18 protein-coding genes are annotated in these 22,220 nt (G+C 41.2%); 15 read left to right on the forward strand and 3 right to left on the reverse strand.

The features are described 5' to 3' along the window. Nucleotides 1-223 precede the first annotated feature (223 nt). From pheS to ureG, 14 genes are all read left to right on the forward strand, one after another. Complete coding sequence (gene pheS, locus BEGALDRAFT_RS08825; protein WP_002685811.1) at nucleotides 224-1,219, forward strand: phenylalanine--tRNA ligase subunit alpha; 996 nt, start codon at nucleotides 224-226, stop codon at nucleotides 1,217-1,219. Between the two features lie 3 nt (nucleotides 1,220-1,222). Continuing rightward, nucleotides 1,223-2,083, forward strand: a complete 861-nt coding sequence (locus tag BEGALDRAFT_RS08830; RefSeq protein WP_002685812.1) for a prephenate dehydrogenase — start codon at nucleotides 1,223-1,225, stop codon at nucleotides 2,081-2,083. 78 nt (nucleotides 2,084-2,161) lie between these two features. Continuing rightward, nucleotides 2,162-3,130, forward strand: coding sequence for a TerC family protein (locus tag BEGALDRAFT_RS08835; RefSeq protein ID WP_002685813.1), 969 nt, complete (start codon nucleotides 2,162-2,164; stop codon nucleotides 3,128-3,130). 184 nt (nucleotides 3,131-3,314) lie between these two features. Beyond that, a complete protein-coding gene (aroA, locus tag BEGALDRAFT_RS08840; RefSeq protein ID WP_198284627.1) occupies nucleotides 3,315-4,631 on the forward strand; it encodes a 3-phosphoshikimate 1-carboxyvinyltransferase in 1,317 nt (438 codons plus the stop codon). Between the two features lie 3 nt (nucleotides 4,632-4,634). Next, a complete protein-coding gene (gene cmk, locus BEGALDRAFT_RS08845; protein ID WP_002685815.1) occupies nucleotides 4,635-5,336 on the forward strand; it encodes a (d)CMP kinase in 702 nt (233 codons plus the stop codon). 104 nt (nucleotides 5,337-5,440) lie between these two features. Beyond that, nucleotides 5,441-7,111: a 30S ribosomal protein S1 gene (gene rpsA, locus BEGALDRAFT_RS08850; protein ID WP_002685816.1), complete on the forward strand. Its 1,671-nt coding sequence runs from the start codon at nucleotides 5,441-5,443 to the stop codon at nucleotides 7,109-7,111. A 128-nt stretch (nucleotides 7,112-7,239) separates the two neighbouring features. Beyond that, nucleotides 7,240-7,521 carry an integration host factor subunit beta gene (locus BEGALDRAFT_RS08855; RefSeq protein WP_002685824.1) on the forward strand — a complete coding sequence of 94 codons (282 nt, stop codon included), beginning with the start codon at nucleotides 7,240-7,242 and terminating at the stop codon, nucleotides 7,519-7,521. 455 nt (nucleotides 7,522-7,976) lie between these two features. Next, complete coding sequence (gene lapB, locus BEGALDRAFT_RS08860) at nucleotides 7,977-9,149, forward strand: lipopolysaccharide assembly protein LapB (RefSeq protein WP_002685826.1); 1,173 nt, start codon at nucleotides 7,977-7,979, stop codon at nucleotides 9,147-9,149. Then, nucleotides 9,139-9,840, forward strand: a complete 702-nt coding sequence (gene pyrF, locus BEGALDRAFT_RS08865; RefSeq protein WP_002685827.1) for an orotidine-5'-phosphate decarboxylase — start codon at nucleotides 9,139-9,141, stop codon at nucleotides 9,838-9,840. The genes lapB and pyrF overlap by 11 nt, the downstream gene beginning before the upstream one ends. Before the next feature lie 18 nt (nucleotides 9,841-9,858). Further along, complete coding sequence (locus tag BEGALDRAFT_RS08870) at nucleotides 9,859-10,905, forward strand: tetratricopeptide repeat protein (protein ID WP_002685829.1); 1,047 nt, start codon at nucleotides 9,859-9,861, stop codon at nucleotides 10,903-10,905. A 38-nt stretch (nucleotides 10,906-10,943) separates the two neighbouring features. Then, nucleotides 10,944-13,334, forward strand: a complete 2,391-nt coding sequence (gene pheT / locus BEGALDRAFT_RS08875) for a phenylalanine--tRNA ligase subunit beta (RefSeq protein ID WP_002685830.1) — start codon at nucleotides 10,944-10,946, stop codon at nucleotides 13,332-13,334. A 4-nt stretch (nucleotides 13,335-13,338) separates the two neighbouring features. Continuing rightward, the gene (ihfA, locus tag BEGALDRAFT_RS08880; RefSeq protein ID WP_002685831.1) at nucleotides 13,339-13,641 is read left to right on the forward strand and encodes an integration host factor subunit alpha; all 303 of its coding nucleotides are present in this window, start codon (nucleotides 13,339-13,341) and stop codon (nucleotides 13,639-13,641) included. Continuing rightward, nucleotides 13,619-13,975: a MerR family transcriptional regulator gene (locus BEGALDRAFT_RS08885; protein WP_002685832.1), complete on the forward strand. Its 357-nt coding sequence runs from the start codon at nucleotides 13,619-13,621 to the stop codon at nucleotides 13,973-13,975. Before ihfA ends, BEGALDRAFT_RS08885 begins: the two co-directional genes overlap by 23 nt. Before the next feature lie 104 nt (nucleotides 13,976-14,079). Then, nucleotides 14,080-14,718, forward strand: coding sequence for an urease accessory protein UreG (ureG, locus tag BEGALDRAFT_RS08890; RefSeq protein WP_002685833.1), 639 nt, complete (start codon nucleotides 14,080-14,082; stop codon nucleotides 14,716-14,718). A gap of 358 nt (nucleotides 14,719-15,076) precedes the next feature. Here the strand turns inward: ureG and BEGALDRAFT_RS08895 are convergent, their stop codons facing one another. Next, nucleotides 15,077-16,360, reverse strand: coding sequence for a hypothetical protein (locus BEGALDRAFT_RS08895; RefSeq protein WP_002685834.1), 1,284 nt, complete (start codon nucleotides 16,358-16,360; stop codon nucleotides 15,077-15,079). Nucleotides 16,361-16,646: 286 nt separating this feature from the next. On the opposite strand from BEGALDRAFT_RS08895, the gene BEGALDRAFT_RS08900 reads away from it, so the two are divergent. Beyond that, entirely contained in the window at nucleotides 16,647-17,177 is a 531-nt protein-coding gene (locus BEGALDRAFT_RS08900) for a dihydrofolate reductase family protein (RefSeq protein WP_002685836.1), read from the forward strand. A 111-nt stretch (nucleotides 17,178-17,288) separates the two neighbouring features. Here the strand turns inward: BEGALDRAFT_RS08900 and BEGALDRAFT_RS08905 are convergent, their stop codons facing one another. Both BEGALDRAFT_RS08905 and BEGALDRAFT_RS18175 read right to left on the reverse strand, forming a co-directional pair. Continuing rightward, nucleotides 17,289-17,936, reverse strand: coding sequence for a c-type cytochrome (locus BEGALDRAFT_RS08905; protein ID WP_002685838.1), 648 nt, complete (start codon nucleotides 17,934-17,936; stop codon nucleotides 17,289-17,291). Nucleotides 17,937-18,050: 114 nt separating this feature from the next. Then, nucleotides 18,051-22,127 (reverse strand): PAS domain-containing hybrid sensor histidine kinase/response regulator, encoded by a 4,077-nt coding sequence (locus BEGALDRAFT_RS18175; RefSeq protein ID WP_002685839.1) that lies wholly within the window; start codon nucleotides 22,125-22,127, stop codon nucleotides 18,051-18,053. Between the last annotated feature and the right edge of the window lie 93 nt (nucleotides 22,128-22,220).

Raw genomic sequence — 22,220 nt, forward strand, 5'->3', positions numbered from 1 at the left:
GTTGTGCAATTGACAAATATAATCCCTTTTGTACTTAGTCTTAAAATCTGTTAAAAGCAACTTGCTTTTTTTAAATTTAACTTGCTATCCGCTGAAAAATTGCGAAAATGCCTGCTATGTTAGTAACACACGATTTTTTCTTTGTGTCTTGTCTTAGTTCTTTGACGTATGGCACACTAAACAACTTTCATTCCTCTTAAAATAACTCGCTAACGCCGTGACAATGAACGACCTCAGCCAACTGATTACGCAAGCCCAAGACGCTATTAAAAACGCAGGTGATTTGAACGCACTAGACCAGTTAAGGGTGCATTTTTTGGGCAAAAAAGGGGTCTTAACTGAACAGTTAAAACAATTAGGCAAATTACCCCCTGAAGAACGTCCCCACGCGGGGCAAGTGATTAATGAAGCAAAAACGGCTATTCAATCCTTGCTCGAAACTCGTCATACCGTATTGCAGTCTGCTGCGTTAGAAGCGCAATTAGCGGCGGATAAAATTGATGTGACTTTGTCAGGACGTGGACAGGTCAGTGGTGGTTTACACCCGATTACATTAACACGCCAACGAATTCAGGATTTATTCGTGCAGTTAGGTTTTAGTGTTGAGGAAGGCCCTGAAGTTGAATCCGATTATTATAATTTCGAAGCCTTAAATATTCCGTCTTATCATCCTGCACGGGCAATGCACGATACCTTTTATTTTGATGCACATACCCTATTACGCACGCATACCTCCCCTGTGCAAATTCGGACGATGGAGCAACGTCAGCCACCATTACGGATTATCGCGCCAGGGCGGGTTTATCGGTGCGATTCTGACCAAACCCATACGCCGATGTTTCACCAAGTAGAAGGATTAATGGTGGATGAAGGGGTTTCTTTAGCTGATTTAAAAGGCATTCTGCATGATTTCCTACAACGCTTTTTCGAGCGTGATTTAGCCATTCGGGTTCGTCCTTCTTATTTCCCCTTTACTGAACCTTCTGCGGAAGTGGATGTCGAGTGGATTGGTAAGAATGGGGAACGTCGCTGGCTGGAAATCTTAGGCTGTGGCATGGTGCATCCAAATGTGTTTAAAGCCGTTGGGTTTGATACGGAAAAATATACAGGCTTTGCTTTTGGAATGGGGATTGAGCGTTTAGCCATGTTGCGTTACGGCGTGAATGACTTACGTTTATTTTTTGAAAACGATTTACGCTTTTTACGCCAGTTTAATTAAATAATGTTTATTCAACGTCTTGCAATTCTCGGGGTTGGGCTGATTGGTGGCTCTTTAGCACGTGCGTTAAAACGGGCGCAAGTGTGTGCTGAAGTCATAGGCTGTGGACGACAACTTGATAATTTACAAGAAGCGTTGCGCTTGGGGGTTATTGACCATTACACGACAGATATAGCAGAGGCGGTACGCGATGCCGATGTCGTCGTTGTTGCAGTCCCGTTGGGACAAATGGCTTCTGTTTTTTCTAGCATTCGTCCTGCCCTTGCACCTCATGCAATTATTACAGACGTTGGTAGCGCGAAAGCCAGCGTTGTTGAAGAAGCCTATCAGCATTTAGGCGAGCATTTAGGGCGTTTTGTGCCCGCTCATCCGATTGCAGGGACTGAAAAAAGTGGCGTAGCGGCTTCGTTCGCCAGTCTTTTTGAAAATCGGCGTGTGATTTTAACCCCATTAGCGGAAACAGACCCTCAAGCGACTGCATTAGTGACGCAGTTGTGGCAACACACAGGTGCAGAAGTGGTAAACATGAGCGTTGAGCATCATGATGAGGTGCTGGCGGCAACCAGTCATTTGCCCCATGTATTGGCTTATAGCTTGGTGGATACATTGGCTCAAATGGAAGACCGCCGTGAAATTTTCCGTTTTGCAGCGGGTGGCTTTCGGGATTTTACCCGTATTGCATCTAGTGACCCTAAAATGTGGCATGACATCTGTTTAGCCAATCGCAGTGCGATTTTGCATGTATTAGCGCAATTTAACGCGGATTTAGCTGAGTTAGCTGATGCAATTGAACATGGTGATAGTGCGCATATTCTCTCGATTTTTAGTCGTGCCAAAATGGCCCGCGACAAATTTTCTGGTTAGTTCTTTACTTCACTAACACCTTATTTGGACATAATATGTACATTTAAGCCTAGCAAAATAACGTCAAGGGATACATTTATGGAATTTCTATTTAGCGAGTTTTTGGGCACTGCCGTTTGGTTGTGGCTCATGTTCATGGGAATTGTCTTTTTCCTACTGGTTTTTGATTTAGGCGTACTCAATCGTAAAGACCACGAAATCGGCATGACAGAAAGTCTTTGGCTTAGTAGTTTTTATATCGCTATCGCCATTTTATTTGGCGTTTGGGTTTGGTGGTATATGGGCGCGAAAGCGGGGATGGATTTCTTTACGGGCTTTCTTGTAGAAAAAACCCTTGCGCTGGATAATATTTTTGTAATTTCCTTGATTTTTAGCTATTTTGCTATTCCGCGAATTTATCAACATCGCGTGTTATTTTGGGGAATTTTAGGCGTTATTATCTTACGCGGTATTATGATTGCGCTTGGCGCGGCGTTGGTGACAAACTTTAGTTGGATATTGTATATATTCGGAATTTTCTTAATTGGAACAGGGATTAAAATGCTCATCATGATGGATGACACCCCTGATATTGCCAGTAATCCATTATTAAAATTCGCTCGTGGTCATTTCCGTATTACTCCTACGTTGCATGAAAATGCGTTTTTTGTAAAACAGCATTCAGCATCAACAAATCGCTTAGAATGGTTTATGACACCGTTATTTTTAGCATTAATGTTGATTGAAATCGCTGATTTAATCTTTGCAGTTGATTCTATTCCTGCCATTTTTGCAATAACGCAAGATACTTATATCGTCTATACTTCAAATATCTTTGCTATCTTAGGGTTACGCGCTTTATATTTCGCTTTATCTGCAATGATGCATCGTTTCCATTATTTAAAATATGCGTTGGCAATTTTATTAATCGTTATTGGTGGCAAAATTTTATTGGCACACGTCATCAAAATTCCCGCTTATGTTTCGCTCACTGTGACAGTCGCAATTTTAAGTGCGGGGATTATTTACTCACTGATGAAAACACGCACTGAGCATTCAAGCCATTAAGCACATCATTTTTTACGCCTAGGAGATAACAATCCTATCTATTCTCCCCTTCCATTTTTGGAAGGGGTTTTATAAGTTCTGTCAATGAAATAGCTTGTCCTAAATATGCAATTTTTCTTTTTTTTCCTTTCGTTGCATAAGTTAGATTATACTAAATGTTTGCATTTTACTTGATACCATGACAATGACCCATTCTAAACGTTTTATTGTGCAAGCTGGGGGACAATTACGCGGTGAGCATCGTGTACCCGGTGATAAATCTATTTCCCATCGTTCTATTATGCTTGGCGCATTGGCAGAGGGGACAACCCATGTCAGCGGTTTTTTAGAGGGTGAGGATACCCTTGCAACCTTAGCCGCCTTTCAAGCAATGGGGGTTAAGATTACCCGCCCTAGTTTAGAAGCCGTGACGATTGAAGGGGTTGGCTTGCATGGCTTAAAAGCACCTGCACAAGCATTGTATTTGGGCAATTCAGGTACGTCGATGCGATTGATGTCGGGTATTTTAGCAGGGCAATCTTTTTCAGTGGAAATGACGGGCGACCCGTCTTTATCTCGCCGTCCAATGAAGCGAGTCACTGTACCATTAGCCCAAATGGGCGCAAAAATTGATACCGCTGAGAATGGAACGCCACCTTTAAAAATTCATGCAGGACAAGGGTTACAAGGTATCGATTACACAATGCCGATTGCTAGCGCACAAGTTAAATCTTGCTTATTACTCGCTGGCTTATATGCTAAAGGAATGACTTGTATTACAGAACCTGCGCCAACCCGTGACCATACCGAACGTATGTTGCGCGGTTTTGGTTATCCAATTCAACAAGCGGGTGATAAGGTCTGCTTGCAAGGAGGCGGGCGTTTACAAGCAACTGATATCGAAGTCCCTGCGGATATCTCTTCTGCTGCGTTTTTCATGGTAGGTGCAAGTATTGCGGCGGGTTCGGACATTATTTTAAAACACGTGGGTATTAATCCAACTCGAATCGGGGTTTTAAATATCCTGCGCTTAATGGGTGCAAAAATTACGTTATTGAATGAGCGTGAAATTGGGGGCGAACCTGTTGCGGATATTCGTGTGCAAGCAAGTCCTTTAAAAGGTATCCGTATTCCTGTCGACCAAGTTCCGTTGGCGATTGATGAATTTCCTGCGATTTTTATCGCGGCAGCCTGTGCTGAAGGGGAAACCATTTTAACCGACGCGGAAGAATTACGGGTTAAAGAAAGCGATAGAATTCAAGTTATGGCAGACGGTTTGCTTAAATTAGGCATATCAGCCCAACCAACCCCAGATGGAATTGTTATTAAAGGGGGACAGTTACAGGGTGGGATTATCGATAGCCATGGCGACCATCGTATTGCGATGTCTTTTACAATTGCTGGGTTACGCGCAAATGGCACGATAGAAATTGAAGACTGCGCCAATGTTGCCACCTCTTTCCCAACATTTATTCAACTCGCACAAACAGCGGGTATTCAAGTTCAAGAACAAGAGGCATAAGTGATGACATATCAGTCCACCCCTGTGATTACTATTGATGGTCCTGGGGGTTCAGGTAAAGGAACGATAATGTTACGGGTTGCTCGCTATTTAGGCTGGCACACATTAGATAGTGGGGCAATGTATCGTGTATTAGCCCTAGCCGCGCAAAAGCATCAAGTGGCTTTAGATGATGAAATTGGTTTAGTTCGTGTTGCTAATCAATTAGATGTACAATTCACTGCACAACCTGATTTAAGTGATACACGGGCAATCTTAGAGGGGGAAGATGTCAGTGTTGCCTTACGCACAGAGGCAACAGGCTCTGCTGCTTCAAAAATTGCCGCCCTTGTAGGTGTCCGTCAAGCACTATTAAATCGCCAACGGGCTTTCCGTTGCGCACCAGGTCTCGTTGCCGATGGTCGTGATATGGGAACAGTTGTCTTTCCTGATGCAGGCGTAAAAATATTTTTAACGGCAAGTGTTGAAGAACGCGCAGAGCGTCGTTATAAACAGTTGAAAGGCAAAGGAATGAATGCTAAACTTGCTGACCTTATTATAGAAATTGCGGATCGGGATGAGCGGGATCGCAATCGTGCTACTGCCCCATTAATCCCAGCACAGGATGCGCAAATTATTGATACAACAGGTGTATCAATTGAAAAAGTAGTAGCACAAATTTTACAACTGGTGTCTGTTAACACTGAAAAACTCATGATTGCTTAATCTGTTGGCGAATCATGGTCTCTTTTAATTAACCCACATACCACAACTATGTGGCAGTAACTATTAATACCCTCGATAAACTTATCTAGGGTCAGGGGTTTGTAATGAGCGAAAGCTTTGCTGAATTATTTGCGGAAAGTCAAGTAAAACAAAATATGTTACCCGGCAGTATCGTTACGGGAACAGTGGTCGAAATCCGTGCGGATGTTGTGATCGTCAATGCTGGTCTGAAATCCGAAGGCGTGATTCCCATCAAAGAGTTTTACAACAGTAATAATGAATTAGAAGTTGCCGTCGGCGATGTTGTGGATGTCGCCCTTGATGCGGTGGAAGATGGATTTGGTGAAACACGTTTATCTCGTGAAAAAGCCAAACGTGCGGCTTCTTGGAAAGATTTGGAAAATGCCTTTGAAAACACTGCGACCATCACCGGTATTATCACTGATAAAGTTAAAGGTGGCTTTACAGTTAATATCAATGATATTCGTGCATTCTTACCGGGGTCTTTGGTGGACGTGCGTCCTGTGCGCGATACCAGCTACTTGGAAGGCAAACCATTAGAATTTAAGGTTATCAAACTTGACCGCCGTCGTAACAACGTTGTTGTTTCACGTCGTGCCGTGGTTGAAAAGGAAAACAGTCAAGAACGCGAAGCCTTATTAGAAACCATGCAAGAAGGCATGAGTTTACGCGGTGTGGTGAAAAACCTCACTGATTACGGCGCATTTGTGGACTTAGGTGGCGTTGACGGTTTACTACATATCACCGATATGTCATGGAAACGTGTTAAACATCCTAATGAAGTGGTCAATGTCGGTGACGAAGTAGAAGTAAAAGTCCTGAAATTTGACCGCGAACGTGTCCGTGTTTCTCTGGGCTTAAAACAATTAGGCGAAGACCCATGGGTCGATATTGCCCGCCGTTACCCCGAAGGAACTCGCTTATTTGGCAAAGTCACCAACTTAACGGATTACGGTTGCTTTGTTGAAATTGAATCTGGTGTTGAAGGATTAGTCCACGTTTCCGAAATGGATTGGACCAATAAAAACGTACATCCTTCCAAAATTGTCCAAGTCGGTGATGAAGTTGAAGTCATGGTCTTAGACATTGATGAAGAACGCCGTCGGATTTCTTTAGGTATCAAACAATGCCAAGTCAATCCTTGGGATGGCTTTGCAGCAACCCATAATAAGAATGACCGAGTTGTCGGTACTATCAAATCTATCACCGACTTTGGTATTTTCGTCGGCTTAGATGGCGGTATTGATGGCTTAGTCCACCTTTCTGATATTTCTTGGAACGAGACGGGTGAAGAAGCTGTACGCCGTTACAAGAAAGGGGATGAAATTGAAGCGGTTGTATTGGCTGTTGACCCCGAGCGCGAGCGTATCTCTCTTGGTATCAAACAGTTAGAAAAAGACCCCTTCTCTCATTTCGTTGCAGAATATCCTAAGGGAAGTTTAGTGAAAGGTGTGGTCAAGGAAGTTGACCCGAAAGGCGCGATGATTCAGTTACAAGATGGCGTTGAAGGCTATCTGCGTGCATCTGAATTAACCCGTGATCGGGTTGAAGACGCTCGTACACTCTTGAAAGAAGGCGAAGACATCGAAGCGAAGTTTATCGGTGTTGATCGGAAGAAGCGTGTCATTTCTTTATCTATCAAAGCGAAAGAAACAGATGAAGAATCTGCCGCTATCCAAGATTACAGCCGTTCCCAACCTTCATTAGGCGCGACATTAGGCGACCTTTTGAAAGAACAAATGGATAAAGAGTAAATTTAGGCTTTCTGTTAGTCGTTTAGAAAGGCAAGTGTTTAAAGACCTTACATAACTGTAAGGTTTTAAACACTTTAAATAATAAAAAAACACTCAATATCAACTACTTTTATTCAGGGTACATATAAATGACAAAGTCTGAACTGATCGAAGCGATTGCGCAAAAACAAACGCAATTAGCCCACAAAGACATTGATTTAGCAGTGAAAACACTGTTAGAGCATATGGCACAAGCCTTAGCGAATGGGGAACGCATTGAGATTCGCGGCTTTGGTAGCTTCTCTTTACATTTCCGTCCACCCCGTGTTGGTCGCAACCCCAAAACAGGAGATGCAGTCTCCTTACCCGCGAAACATGTCCCACACTTCAAGCCAGGTAAAGAATTGCGGGATCGGGTTAACGTTCTGTAATTTCTGTAAGGGTAGGTACAGCGTAAAATTGAATTTACTTGCCGTGGAATGGTTGACCGAATTCCACGTTCTGTAATACGAATCTTGAGATTGACCCGCCTGTCTATACAATACAACTTATGTATTTATAGACGGGCTTTTAAGTCCTTTCTTTATCGGAAAATAGGTTCTCTGTTTATCCGTTCACATTTAAAATGATTAATACGCAATGTGTGCTAGTCTATTACGACCCTACCTTTCTCAATTATTGATGTTTTGGAGTTTGAAACAAATCCCATGCGGAATGGAAATCTGCGCGACAACCGACAATCAGCGGTTTTGCTTAAGCTGGTCTCATGGTTTGGGTCTGCCTTAACAAACATTGTTTATAAGCAAGTGAGCACAGCGTATGGTTTAACGCTTTTTCTGTTCTACAAACGACGGTATAACAAAAACCGTTTGGGTGCGTACTTGTCATGTTAGAACTGTTATGGTTGTTATTGCCCGTTGCCGCTGCTTCGGGATGGTTAGCCGCTAAAAAACAGCATCGTCAAGTGCAGAACGATGGACTCAATTTATTACGTTTTTCTTCGGATTATTTTCGCGGCTTAAATTATCTCCTCAATGAGCAACCTGATAAAGCAATTGATGTTTTTATCAAATTAATAGATGTTGATAGCGATACCGTAGAAACGCATTTAGCGTTAGGGGCTTTGTTTCGCCGTCGGGGTGAAGTCAATCGCGCAATACGAATACATGAAAATTTAATTACACGCCCATCTTTAGACACCGCACAACGTCATCTTGCTGTGTTGGAACTGGCTTATGATTATCGGCGAGCAGGTTTACTAGACCGTGCGGAAGCATTATTTGAAAAATTAGTTGAATCAGAAGAGCATAGAGATTATGCATATCATCAACTATTAGATATTTATCAACAAGAACATGAATGGGATAAGGCTATCGCGACAGCTAATGCGCTAGCGAAAGTCTCTGATGAACGACTGAACACGTTAATTGCACATTATCATTGTGAACAAGTAGAAACACTCCGCCAACAAGCGTTATATAGCCAAGCACAAGCACGGTTACAATTAGCCTTAAAAAGCGATCCTGATTGTGTACGCGCCAGCTTACTAGAGGGAGAATTAGCCCTCGCACAGGCACAATGGCAAACGGCAATCACTGCTTTTCAACGAGTTGGAGAGCAAGATAAAGATTATTTATCTGAAATTATAGAGCCTTTACAAATTTGTTATCAGCAGTTAGGGCAAGCAGATGCATTTATTCATTATTTACAATCATTATTAAACACCGATGCAGGGATGACCCCGATTCTTGAACTTGCCAAGATTTTACAAGCACGACAAGGCGAACAAGAAGCGGCAGATTTTGTTGTTAAACAGTTACATAAACGCCCCTCATTGCGTGGCTTAGATTTTTTACTCGATTTAGCATTGTCCAACTCTAGCAGTATTACCCACGAACATTTGTTATTACTCAAGGATATGACCACACAGTTATTAAGAAACCGTGCTATTTATCAATGTAATCATTGCGGTTTCCGTGGAAAAACGCTGCATTGGCAATGTCCAAGTTGTAAACAGTGGAATACAATTAAACCGATACAAGGAATTGATGGTGAATAATACCGCCGCTTTAATTGTCGCTTTAGATTATCCAGAGGCTAAACCCGCGTTAGCATTAGCAGAGCAGTTAAAATCCACAGGATGTCGTTTAAAAGTAGGCATGGAATTATTTACCCATGCAGGCCCTGCGCTGGTTGAAAAGCTGGTAAGCCAAGGTTTTGATGTTTTTCTAGATTTAAAATTTCATGACATCCCCAATACCGTTGCAGGCGCAGTTAAAGCAGCCGCTGAATTAGGGGTTTGGATGGTCAATGTACATGCATTAGGCGGGCGAGACATGCTCATTGCCGCACGTGAAGCCCTCGCGCCCTATTCACAACGCCCTTTATTAATTGCTGTTAGCATTTTAACCAGCCTAGACAATACCGATTTATATGCGATGGGTTTGCATGGCTCATTAACCGATAATGTGTTACGTCTTGCCCGTTTAACAGAAACCAATGGTTTAGATGGGCTTGTTTGCTCACCACATGAAATTAGTTTAATTCGTCAATCAGTTAGCACCCAGTTACAATTAGTCACACCGGGCATTCGTCCCCAACAAAGTCAACAGGATGACCAAAAACGCATTATGACACCACAGGAAGCCCTACAATTAGGCGCAAATTATCTTGTCATTGGTCGCCCAATTACACGTGCTCCCGACCCCTTGCAAGCACTACAGACGATAGCCCAATCACTGACAGCTTAATGCAGGAGTTGCTTTTCTATGCGTTCCCGTTTCTCATTGAATTTATTACTTAGCGTTTTGACCTTTTCCTGCGCCTCTTTTTCGGCAATTGCGGCAGATACTTACGTTGATTATTACGCACGTGGGCAAGAATACGTACAAAAATCAGACTTTGAAAATGCCCGTAAAGCCTTTACTGAAGCCATTCATCGCGGTGAAAATGCCGCCTTAATCGACTTAGCACAACTATATGAAACAGGAAAAGGCACAACCGTTGACCTAAAAAAAGCAGCCGCACTCTATGAAGAAGCCGCTCAACGAGGGTTAAAAGAGGCCCAATATAAAATAGGCATCCTATATGCGGACGGTATCGGTGTCAGCCAAAATCCAACCCATGCGTTATATTGGCTTAACAAAGCGGAAGCAAATGGACATCCCGACGCGGCTAATATACGCGGAAAAGTTGAACGCTACTTACGCAATAACTACACAGAAGATTTTCGCAAAACCCAAGAAATGGCAGAAAGCGGACGCGCTGATGCACAATATAAACTTGGGATGATGTATCGTGATGGTATTGGAACCGTTAAAAATTTAGTTCGTGCTACTGAATGGTTAAAAAAATCTGCGGAACAAGGCTTATTTGACGCACAAGCCAAATTAGGCGTTATGTATTACGAAGGCTTAGGCATTGCACCTGACCCAGTGGAAGCCTTTCACTGGACAAAACTAGCTGCTGAACAAGGTTACGCCCCATCACAAGCCTTATTAGCCACTATGTATCGTGATGGAAGAGGGACAGAAAAAAACCTCGCCACAGCATACCACTGGTTTTTAATTGCGTTGATGTATGGAAACAAAAGCGCAGAAGCCTCTGCCGATGCACTACTAAAAACGCTAACCCCTGAACAAATTGCGACAGGAGAACAGCTAACCAAAGAATGGGTAAAAAATCATTTAACACCAAAAGCACCACAAAATGCGGACGAACAACCCATCGTTCCCATGCCTGAGATTGCAACGCCCATCACCACACTGCCCGATGATGAAAGCCGTATAAATGCAGCTCCCGAAAAAACACAATAAATTACGACAAACAAAATAGTAACAATTAAGGTTTACCTATGAAATTCAGCGAACAATGGTTAAGAACTTGGGTCAATCCCCAAATGACAACAACGGAACTTGTCGACTGCTTAACAATGGCAGGCTTAGAAGTTGATGATGTGGAAACCGTCGCCCCTGCATTTGATAATGTTGTCGTTGGTGAAGTGCTAACCATTGAACGCCATCCCGATGCAGAAAAACTCAAAGTTTGCCAAGTCAATACAGGTACAGAATCCCCATTAACCATCGTCTGTGGGGCAAGCAACGTACAAGCTGGAATGAAAGTCCCCGTTGCCCTAATAGGTGCTGTTTTACCGAATGATATTCGCATTAAAAAAAGCAAACTACGCGGTGTAGAATCACATGGAATGCTTTGCTCCGCCAAAGAACTAGGACTTGCTGAAACCTCCAACGGTTTAATGCCACTACCTGCCGATGCCCCTATCGGTATTTCTATTCGCCAATACTTAAACCTAGACGATAGCAGTATCATCATTGAACTAACGCCGAATCGTGGCGACTGCTTAAGCATTCAAGGGATTGCCCACGAAGTAAAAGCCCTCACAGGCGTGACATTAACCGCGCCAGAAATACCTGCTATTCCTGCACGCATTACAGATACATTTCACGTTCATATTGAAAATAGCCAAGGCTGTCCCCGCTATCTTGGTCGGGTCGTGCGTGGTATCAACCCCAAAGCCACAACCCCACTCTGGATGCAAGAACGCCTCCGCCGTGGCGATATTCGCAACATTAACCCCATTGTTGACATCACCAATTACATCCTATTAGAGCTGGGGCAACCCATGCACGCCTTTGATTTTAATAAATTACAAGGCGGGATTATTGTCCGTTTGGCAAAACAAGGCGAAAAACTCACCCTCTTAAATGAACAGAGCATAGCACTCGACCCACAAACACTCGTCATTGCCGACGAACACCACCCCCTAGCCATTGCAGGCGTTATGGGCGGTGCAGGCTCAGGCGTGACCGATGACACCGTCGACATCTTCTTTGAAAGTGCCTTTTTTGCCCCCCAACAATTAGCAGGCTGTGCCAGACGTTACGGCTTACATACCGACTCATCCCACCGATTCGAACGCGGTGTCGACCCACAATTACAACGCATCGCCCTAGAACGAGCGACCGCGTTACTACTCGACATCGCAGGCGGACAAGCAGGCGCAATTATCGAAGTTGCCGATGATGCCCAACTCCCCAAACCTGCCACCGTCACTGTACGCCAGCAACGCATTCAAACCCTGCTTGGCTATTCCTTTACAGCCGAACAAATCACCGATATTCTGCACCGCCTCAACATGCACGTCGAACAACAAGGCGATACATGGCAAGTCACCCCCCCAAGCTACCGCTTTGACATCGCCATAGAAGTCGACATTATCGAAGAAATTGCCCGCGTTTACGGCTATCACAACATTCCAGCCCGTCCGCCCCGTGGGAATTTTGTCATGCAAGCCATTCCCAGCGTCAACCTGCAACAACTGCGAGAAGTGCTCATACAACAAGGCTATTACGAAGCGATTACTTACAGCTTCGTCGACGTTGACTTACAAAAACAACTCACCCCCCATCATGCAGGACTTGCCCTAGCAAATCCCATTGCCAAACGCCAAGACAACCCAACCGCTATCGACATGTCCGTGATGCGTACCACGCTCTGGACAGGACTTTTACAAACGGCCCAATACAACCTCACCCGCCAACAAAGCCGTGTCCGTTTATTTGAAACAGGTCTGCGCTTTATCCCTACGGCAGAAGGACTAAAACAAGAGCGCGTTATCTCTGGCATTGTCACGGGTAGCCGTTACCCCGAACAATGGGGTTTATCCCAACTCAATACCGACTTTTACGATATAAAAGCAGATGTTGAAAACCTACTAGCCGTTAGCCGTAAAACCTACCGCTTTACAGCAAGTACACACCCCGCATTACATCCAGGACAAACCGCAGAAATCTATCAAGATGATGTACTTGTTGGCATTATTGGTGCATTACATCCACAGTTGCAACAACAATTAGACTTTACCCAACCTGTCTATCTGTTCGAATTGCAACTCGCCACCCTGAGCCACGCAGAAACCCCCGTGTACAACGACGTTTCTAAATACCCCTCAGTGCGGCGTGATTTAGCAGTTGTCATCCAACATACGGTAACTGCTGATAAAGTTTTAGCTTGCGTACGCCAAGCCGCACCTGATTTCCTCACAGAGGTTAATCTTTTCGATGTTTATCAGGGGAAAGGCATCGAAGATGGCAAAAAAAGTTTGGCAATAGGCTTGATTTTTCAAGAAATTTCCCGCAATCTAACAGAGTCGGAAATCGACAAAACCCTAGAACAAATACTGAGTTCCCTAGAACATCAGTTAGACGCACAATTAAGGAAGTAATGTGATGGCATTAACAAAAGCAGCAATGGCAGAAAGATTGTTTGACGAAATGGGTCTAAACAAACGCGAAGCCAAAGAAATGGTTGACTTATTTTTCGAAGAAATTCGCACCGCTTTAGAAAAAGGTGAACAAGTCAAACTGTCTGGATTTGGTAATTTTGACTTACGTAACAAAAACCAACGTCCTGGACGTAACCCCAAAACAGGGGAAGAGATTCCAATTAGCGCACGTCGTGTGGTAACCTTTAGACCAGGGCAAAAACTTCGCGCACGAGTAGAAGAGTATGCTGGAACCATCGAACAATAATGAACTTCCTGTTATTCCCGGTAAACGATATTTCACCATTGGTGAAGTTAGCGATTTATGTGCAGTAAAACCGCATGTACTGCGTTACTGGGAGCAGGAATTCCCCCAATTAAAACCGATTAAGCGTCGTGGTAACCGACGCTATTATCAGCGGCAAGATGTGGTTTTAATTCGTCAAATTCGCACCTTGCTGTATGAAGAAGGTTTTACCATTGGTGGCGCGAAACAGCGATTATTGGGCGATAGTCCAGAAAATAACTTGCAACAAGGACAGCACATTATCCAACAACTTCGTGCTGAACTTGAAGAAGTTTTATACCTTCTACAATGCTAGTTAGCTAATTGTCGTCCTATGCACAATTCATAGGACGACAATGTCAAACGCTGTCCCTTATCTATTTTTACATTCTCCCCTCCCCCAATATTCATCTACAGACCATGTCTAGCTTACGAATCGGTATCGGCGGCCCTGTCGGGTCAGGTAAAACAGCCCTAGTGGATACACTCTGTAAAAATCTACGAGACCGCTACGAAATCGCGGTTGTCACTAACGATATTTACACCAAAGAGGACGCACAATTTTTAATGCGTAGCCAAGCCCTAGCCGTCGAGCGAATTATTGGCGTAGAAACGGGTGGCTGTCCGCATACTGCAATTCGAGAAGATGCCTCCATGAATTTGGTCGCAGTTGACCAACTCAATCGAACCTTTCCTAACCTACAAATTATCTTTATAGAAAGCGGTGGCGACAATCTAAGCGCGACTTTTAGCCCCGAATTATCTGACTTAACCCTTTATGTAATTGATGTTGCCGCAGGTGATAAAATCCCGCGTAAAGGTGGACCAGGAATTACCAAATCTGATTTATTAGTTATTAATAAAATCGACCTCGCCCCTTATGTTGGTGCATCCTTAGAAGTGATGGAGCGCGACGCACGCAAAATGCGCGGTACAAAACCGTTTATCTTTTCCAATTTAAAAACAGGGGAAGGATTAGCCGCAATTATTGAATTTATTGAAACGGCAGGCGGGATAAAAAGCCAAAACGAACCACCTGTTCATAATGATAAGCATTAAGATACCAACTCAACATCCTGTTTTAAAGCCTTCATATCAATTTTAGAAGGGTTGTTACGTGTGCATTTGGTTTATCTGACTACGCTTACTATTTAACCCAAGTTCGGCGATATTTATAAAATAAAACAGAGACCTGCTAGGTTTTGAAAAGCTAGCAGGTCTTTTTTTGTCTGAATCAGGATTCACAGAATTTTCAGAATTAGCAGGATTAAAAAGCGTGATTTGCCTTAATTTCTTGGTTTAAGGGGTTTAAATCCTGTTAATTCTGAAAATCCTGATTCAGACAAACGCTTGTCTTTTTGAAAAATTTCGCAGAAATCAGGTGAGTAAGAACGAAAAAAATTTTAATACAGCTTGATTATTTCAAAACTTGTAAAGGACTAGCAGTGCTAGCTAATCTGGCGATAATGAAATACCAAAAAGATTTTTTTATAAAATTACCAAATAAAATGAAGAAAACGAGTAAAAAGATACTATTAATAAATAGCTGATAACTTATCCAAAATAAATCATTATTTTCTAGGTGGTTAGTCACTTTTGAAAGTTGCAAAGAACTGTCTATTAAGGTTTGTTCAAGCTGGTTTTGCTCTATTGCTAATTGCTGACGTTGTGCCCGTAAAATATCTAACTCTATAATCAGTGCATTTTGTTCTTTCAAATCACCACGCAATTTTTTAATTTTTTCTGTTAACGTTGCAATTTGCATTTCAATCAGCGGAAATACCTTGCTACGTTTTTCATTTTCATCTGTAATCATTGCACTAGCTTGTTCTAGCTGTATTTTAGCACTAATGAGTTGTCCATAATGTTGTTTTACCGCATCTAGCTCCCCTATCATTTGATTAAGTTCATTTTTCCAACGGCGATGCTCAAAAAACTCAAGTGTTGAATGTGGTTCTTTGCCTTGAACTCTGATGATTCCATCATTAAGCCCATTAATTTTTCTGGATAAATCCGCTATTTGTATTTCCCACATTTTTAACGTTTGTTTATGTTTTTCATTTTCTTGAGATGTATCAGCAATAATTTTTTCGTGCTTCCCACGTTCTTCTGCTAATTGCTGACGTTGTGTGCGTAAATCATCGAGTTCTTTCATCATCTGCGTATTTGCATGACCTGATAGCTTAATGGTTGCACGTATCCCTTTAATTTTATTGGTAAACTCTGTTGTTTGCGTTTGAATCTCCTGAATTTTCTGTTGATTAATCTTTCTTTGTCTTGATAGAACCTTATTACACTCATCAGTTTGTTCATTAAAACTTGAAATAAGTGCGTTTTGTTGCGTTATAAAAATGGACTCTCCTTTTTTCCAAAAAAAATAATCAATAGGATTTAAAAAAGGATTGGGGGGTTCTAAGCGATTTAAAAATTGTTTCGTCGATTGGTCTAAGCGGTTGGCAATGCCTGACACTGTGGTACAAGCCACTTCAAGAGAGGATATAACTGTATTGTTTAAGGTTATCGCAATGGGTTTATTGAGTTGTTGCTCAATTTGCATTGTCAGGGTTGGTAAACTTTCTTGAGTGATGGTATTACTTGCCCATTGGAAAGAGAGTACCATTAGAAAAAATACAATAGAAATTAACGCTATAACAATACATTTGTAAATTAACCACGCAATAACATCAAAAATTAATTTCATTATTTAGTACTCTTAATTAATAAAACAAACCAGTAATGAATAAAGAAAATGCTATTTTTTAGCTATAGCAAATGCACCATAAAGTGATTTAAAGTTAAGACGGTTCTCTGCATCGTTTTATTAAGATTAAAAAACTGTCTGAATCAGGGTTTTCAGGATTTAAACCCACAAAATAAAAAAACTAACGTGAATTAATCTTTTAAATCCTGCTAATTCAGAAAATTCTAATTCAGACAAAGGCTTGTCTTTTTAACAGAAACTCGCAAAACTCAGGTTAAATAATATAATGCAACGTCAACTCGTTTTATACATTGCAAGCAGTTTAGATGGTTATATTGCTAAACCTAATGATGATTTAAGTTTTCTTTCATTGGTTGAACAAGCAGGAGAAGATTATGGATATCAAACCTTTATTGATAGCGTTGATACGATCATTTTAGGGCGGAAAACGTATGATTGGGTGATGAAGCAAGTAACCATTTTTCCGCATCACGATAAGACGACATATGTTATTACTCATCAGGTACGCTCAAGTGAAGGTAATCTGCATTTTTATACAGGTAACTTACGCACGTTAATTCAACAGTTAAAAGCTGAACAGGGAAAAAATATTTTTTGTGATGGTGGGGCTGAAATCGTTAATTTGTTATTGCAGGAACAATTATTTGATAGGCTCATCATATCAATTATTCCTGTCTTGGTTGGAGAAGGGATTAAGTTATTTAAAACGGGAATTCCTGAAAAACGGTTAAAATTACTAGCAGCAAAATCTTTCACAACAGGGCTGGTACAACTGCATTATCATGTTGAGCCATAAAAAAAACCAGACCGCATACATAAGTCTGGTTTTTTTAAAAATGAAAGCGCGAAATAACGTCTTTGATAAGAAAGCGTAATGTCGTCCTTTAGTTTACTTGCCTATTTTAACTTAGTGTAAACCTGCAATATATTCTGCAAGGGCGGCTATTTCTTCTGTTGACATTTTTTGTGCAATTTGGCGCATCATCAATTTTGTTGATTGATCAGATTTGCTACCACGTGCACCGCTTTTATAGTCTTCCAATTGTTTTTGTACATATTTAGTGTGTTGTCCACTGAGGGCAGGATATTTTGCTGCACCATTCCCGCTGCCTTTAGGTCCATGACAGCCTATACATGCGGGTAAACCTGTACTTTGATTGCCACCACGATAAATTTTTTCACCTTTTAATGCGAGCTCTTCATTGGCTGCAGCATTCGGTTTTTTAGTTTGACTGGCAAAGTAAGCAGATAAATCAGCAATTTCTTGCTCGCTTAAAGCCATTGCTTGTGGTGTCATTAATGCGTTATCCCGAACGCCTGCTTTAAAATCATGCAGTTGCTGAGTCGTATAGTTAGCATGTTGACTCGCTAAACTAGGCCATTCTGGATTGGCGCTATTACCGTCTGCGCCATGACAGGCAACACAGACTGTGGTTGCTTTGGCTTTACCTGCCTCGGCATTGCCAACAATCGCGCCGTTATTTGCTGCTTGTTCTGTCGCATAGACGAAAGGACTACCAAGCAAAATGTAGAGTGCTAAAGTCAGTTTCTTCATTAACTTAATTCCATAGATACGTCAACCAAAGGAAACGCTATATTATCATTGAATGAAGGGAATTGAAAAAGGCTCATAGGGATTTTTTCAGACGTTCACTGTTTTTCGCGTTATTTATTTCACTTTTTCTACCGATGTTTTCAAATACTGTTGAATCAGATTTAGCAATTGTTTGAGGCTAAACGGTTTACTGATGTAGTCATTCATCCCGACTGTTAAGCATTGTTCACGATCACCGGGCATTGTGAGTGCAGTCATCGCTATAATGGGTAAATCCGTATATTGGGGATTTAAGCGAATTTGTCGTGTTGCTTCGAGTCCATCCATCCCTGGCATTTGTACATCCATTAAAATTAAATCAGGACGTTCTTCTTGTAAGCGTTCTAGTGCTTCTGTTCCTGTTCGTGCAACTTTAACTCGATAATGATGCGCAACTAAGTAGTCAATCACGACCATGATGTTATTCAAATGGTCTTCTGCAACTAGAATTAACGGATTAGTGTCTGCAATAGAAACTGTTTTTTCTCCCCCTTTAGGCAAGGCAGTTTCTTGAGCATGTTGTACATGGGCGCACCATTTTTCTACAGGGGCAGGCAGGGAAATGGTAAAACGGCTACCATTGCCTTTTGCACTTTCAACTGTGATGCTACCGCCATGTAGTTCTGTTAAACGGTGTACTAGCACTAAGCCTAATCCTGTGCCTTCATATTGCCGAGACAGACGGCTATCAATTTGTGTAAAGGGCTTAAAGAGTAATGGCATATCTTTTTGATCGATGCCTATCCCTCTATCCCAAACAATGAAGTGAATGGCTTGTTTTTCTGTGTCGCGTTTTACTTCTAGCCCAATTTCCCCGCCATCGGTTGTGAATTTAACTGCGTTACTGAGGAGATTTAACAAAATTTGTTTTAATCGCCGTTGATCCGCATAAATTGTGCTTGCATCGGGGTCGGCTTGGAAGTGAACTTTTAACCCTTTTTGTTCAGCTTGTTGCTTAATAAAGGTTAAACAACTCTGACATAATTCATCGATATTGGTTGTATCTAAAAGCAGTTGGACTTTACCCGCTTCAATTTTTGAAAGGTCGAGAATGTCATTAATTAATGCCAGTAAATGTTGACCACTTTCATTAATATGGCGTAGGAATTTGTGTTGTTTTTCGTTTAAATCGCCATAAACGCCTTCATTTAAAGATTCTGACATTCCTAAAATGGCATTCAGTGGGGTACGGAGTTCATGGCTCATGTTGGCAAGAAATTCATCTTTTAGACGATTTGCTTTTGCTAATTCCAGATTGGCATCGCTTAATGCTGCGGTGCGTTTTTCTACTTGTTGCGCGAGTAATAAACGTTCGGCTTTTAAAGCACTTTCTGTGCGTTTTTGTTCGGTAATATCTTGAATAACCATTAAATAATGCGCGCTGTAACTACCATAATCTAATTGGTGAATGGTGAGTTCTAAGAATAACGCATCAAAGATAAAACTTTGTTTATAAAAGCGTGCTGTACTCGCATGTTCAATGAGATGTGCGACTAATTTTTCATCTAAATAGCTGGTTTCTTCCGTAATTAAAAACGGCAGATAGTAATTTGCTTGTTGATTAACAAATAAAATTTTGGCAGTTTTATCAAATAAGATAACACCAACAGGTAAATACATGACAATGTTTTGTAAATCTTGTTGTTCCCGAATAAACATTTCTTGAATACGTTTAAACGCATTGGCTAAATGGTTGATCAGGATGTAGCAAAGACGTAGTTGGCTATGGGTAAAAGCATTGGACATCACTGAGCCTATCCAAAGAATGCTTTTATTTTCTATTAAGTGATGCATGCCTATTGCATTTTCTAAAGGAATATTTAGCCGATTTGCCAAGCTGTTAACGGGCACTTGTGGACTTTGCAAACTGTGCTGTTTTAACCATGTAAAGCTGATATCTCTTGCAGTTAGCGTGTGATTAGGGCTGATAGAATTAAAGCTGGAAAGAATTTCTTCTTGTATTTCTTGTAACAGGCTAGGGCTTAACTTTTCGCGGCTAATGAGAGAGACTTTATAATTGTTTAAATTATTACTAATTAAACAGCTACAAGTCACAGCAGGTATAAGACGATATAAATGTTCATAAAAAATATTCACAACATCGTCAATATTTAAGCGGTAATTCAATTGTTGTGTAAATTCGTATAATTCACGTATTTCAAAATTACGTTGTTGTAATTCTATTTTACTTTGAGTAACTGCCATTTCAGCATATTTATAATCACTCACATCTTCAGCAATGCCGACAATTCGATAGATTTCGCCATTAGGACGATAAATAGAGTAACTTCGGTCACGAATCCAACGAATTTGTTGGTCAGCCTTAACAATTCGATATTCTTGCGTTAACTCTGTTTGTGGATGCTGTTTAAACTGCTTGAATGTGGTCTCAACCCGCTCTTTATCTTCTGGGTGAATAATCGCTGTCCATAAATTCGGATTATTCAGAATTGCTTCATGTGTTTGTCCCCACATTTTTTGATGGCTGGGGCTGATATAAACCATCTGATTGGTGTTTACATCTAAAATATAAAACACTTCATCAATATGTTCGGCTAATTGGCGGAACTTTTCCTCACTGTCTTGTAAGGTCTGGCGTAACTGCTCGCGTTGGGTGACATTAAGGGCAAAACTTAACAGGGAAACGATCTGCCCTTGCGGGTTTAAACGAACTGAGATATACCACTCACAAAATAAAACGCTTTTGTTTTTAGTAATATGACGGACGATGCAAGTATCTTTCTGCTTCTTCTCATGAATAATCTCATGCACCAGCCGTTTAACAATGGGAATATCTTCTTGAAATATCCAAATTTTCGTAAACTTAAATAAATGCTGACTTAATACTTCACTGGCATACCAACCAAATAAATTTTCTGCTGTTGTTGACCAATAATTAATTTGCCCATGCGCATCCCATTCAATCACTGCAAACAGCGAATTATCCACATGAAATTGCAATGCCTCATAACTATGTGTTAGCTCAACATTTTGCTGTGCCAATAACGTACTTTGTTCCCGTAAGAGAATCTCCGTATTTTTATAATAAGTGACATCTTCGGCAATGCCGATAAGTCGATAGACTGCCCCTTGTTCATTCAACGCGGGATAACAACGATCACGTATCCAACAAATACTGCCGTCTGGTTTTAATAAACGATATTCAGTCTGATAAAGTTCTTTACTCCGCTGCTGTAAAAAAGTTTCATAAAAAGAATTTGTTACCCGCTCTCTATCATCTGGATGTATCGACATCAAACACGCACGAGGCTGTGAACACAATATATTTTCTGACAATCCCCAAACATGAGTAAATGCCTTATTTACATAAATTAATTGCTGAGTTGCAACATCAATCACATAACAGGCTTCGCTTAAGTTTTCAGTAATTTGGCGAAATTTCAACTCACTATAGCGCAAGGCTCGATGATTCACTTCCCGTTCAGTAACATCTTGAGCAAAGGACAAAACAGATAAACGACAATTTTCCGTTGCAGGCTGTACTGAATTGTGCCACTCGCAATAAATCACCCGACCATCTTTTGTATTATTCCGATTCAAATTAACATTACTTAACTCTGTTCGTGTAATTAACCTATCTCGTACTACCAACGTCTGTTCAATATCATCTTTATAAATGAAATTTAAAGCAAAAATATTCTTGCCTAAGACTTCCTCTTCGCTATATCCAAAAATTTTTTCAGCAGACAATGACCAACGCAACACAATGCCCTGTTCATCCCACTCAAGCACAGCTAATGGAGAGGTTTGAATCAACGCATTTAAACGGGATAAAGTCTCTTCTGCCCGTAACTCCGCTAGTGTACGCGCTGTAATATTAAGTTTTTGAGCTTCTATGACACGATGACGGATTAAATGTGCTGTTAAGGGAAATAAATAAATTAATCCAATTGCACAAAATAAATAGCCTAAAAAACTAAAAAGATGTGAGTGAAAAACAGCCTTCGTCCATGATGGTATATCTGCCATAAGCGGATATAGATACTGAATCAGTAAAAACACACATCCTAAAACAACTAAACTAATCCCTTCTCTACGCAAATCCTTATCTTGCTGTGCGAGTAAGTAAACACTCAACAAAATAATTGCCAACATACTGATTTTTAACAGTTCAACTATAAGATACAACATAATTTTTGTTGGCTCTTTAACAATGAAAATGATGGCGGAATAAAAACGATTGAAATTATTTTGCTGACGAGGTGAGACTAGCACTTAAGGGCA

This window comes from Beggiatoa alba B18LD (genome assembly GCF_000245015.1).
In the GTDB taxonomy this organism is placed as follows: Bacteria; Pseudomonadota; Gammaproteobacteria; order Beggiatoales; family Beggiatoaceae; genus Beggiatoa; species Beggiatoa alba.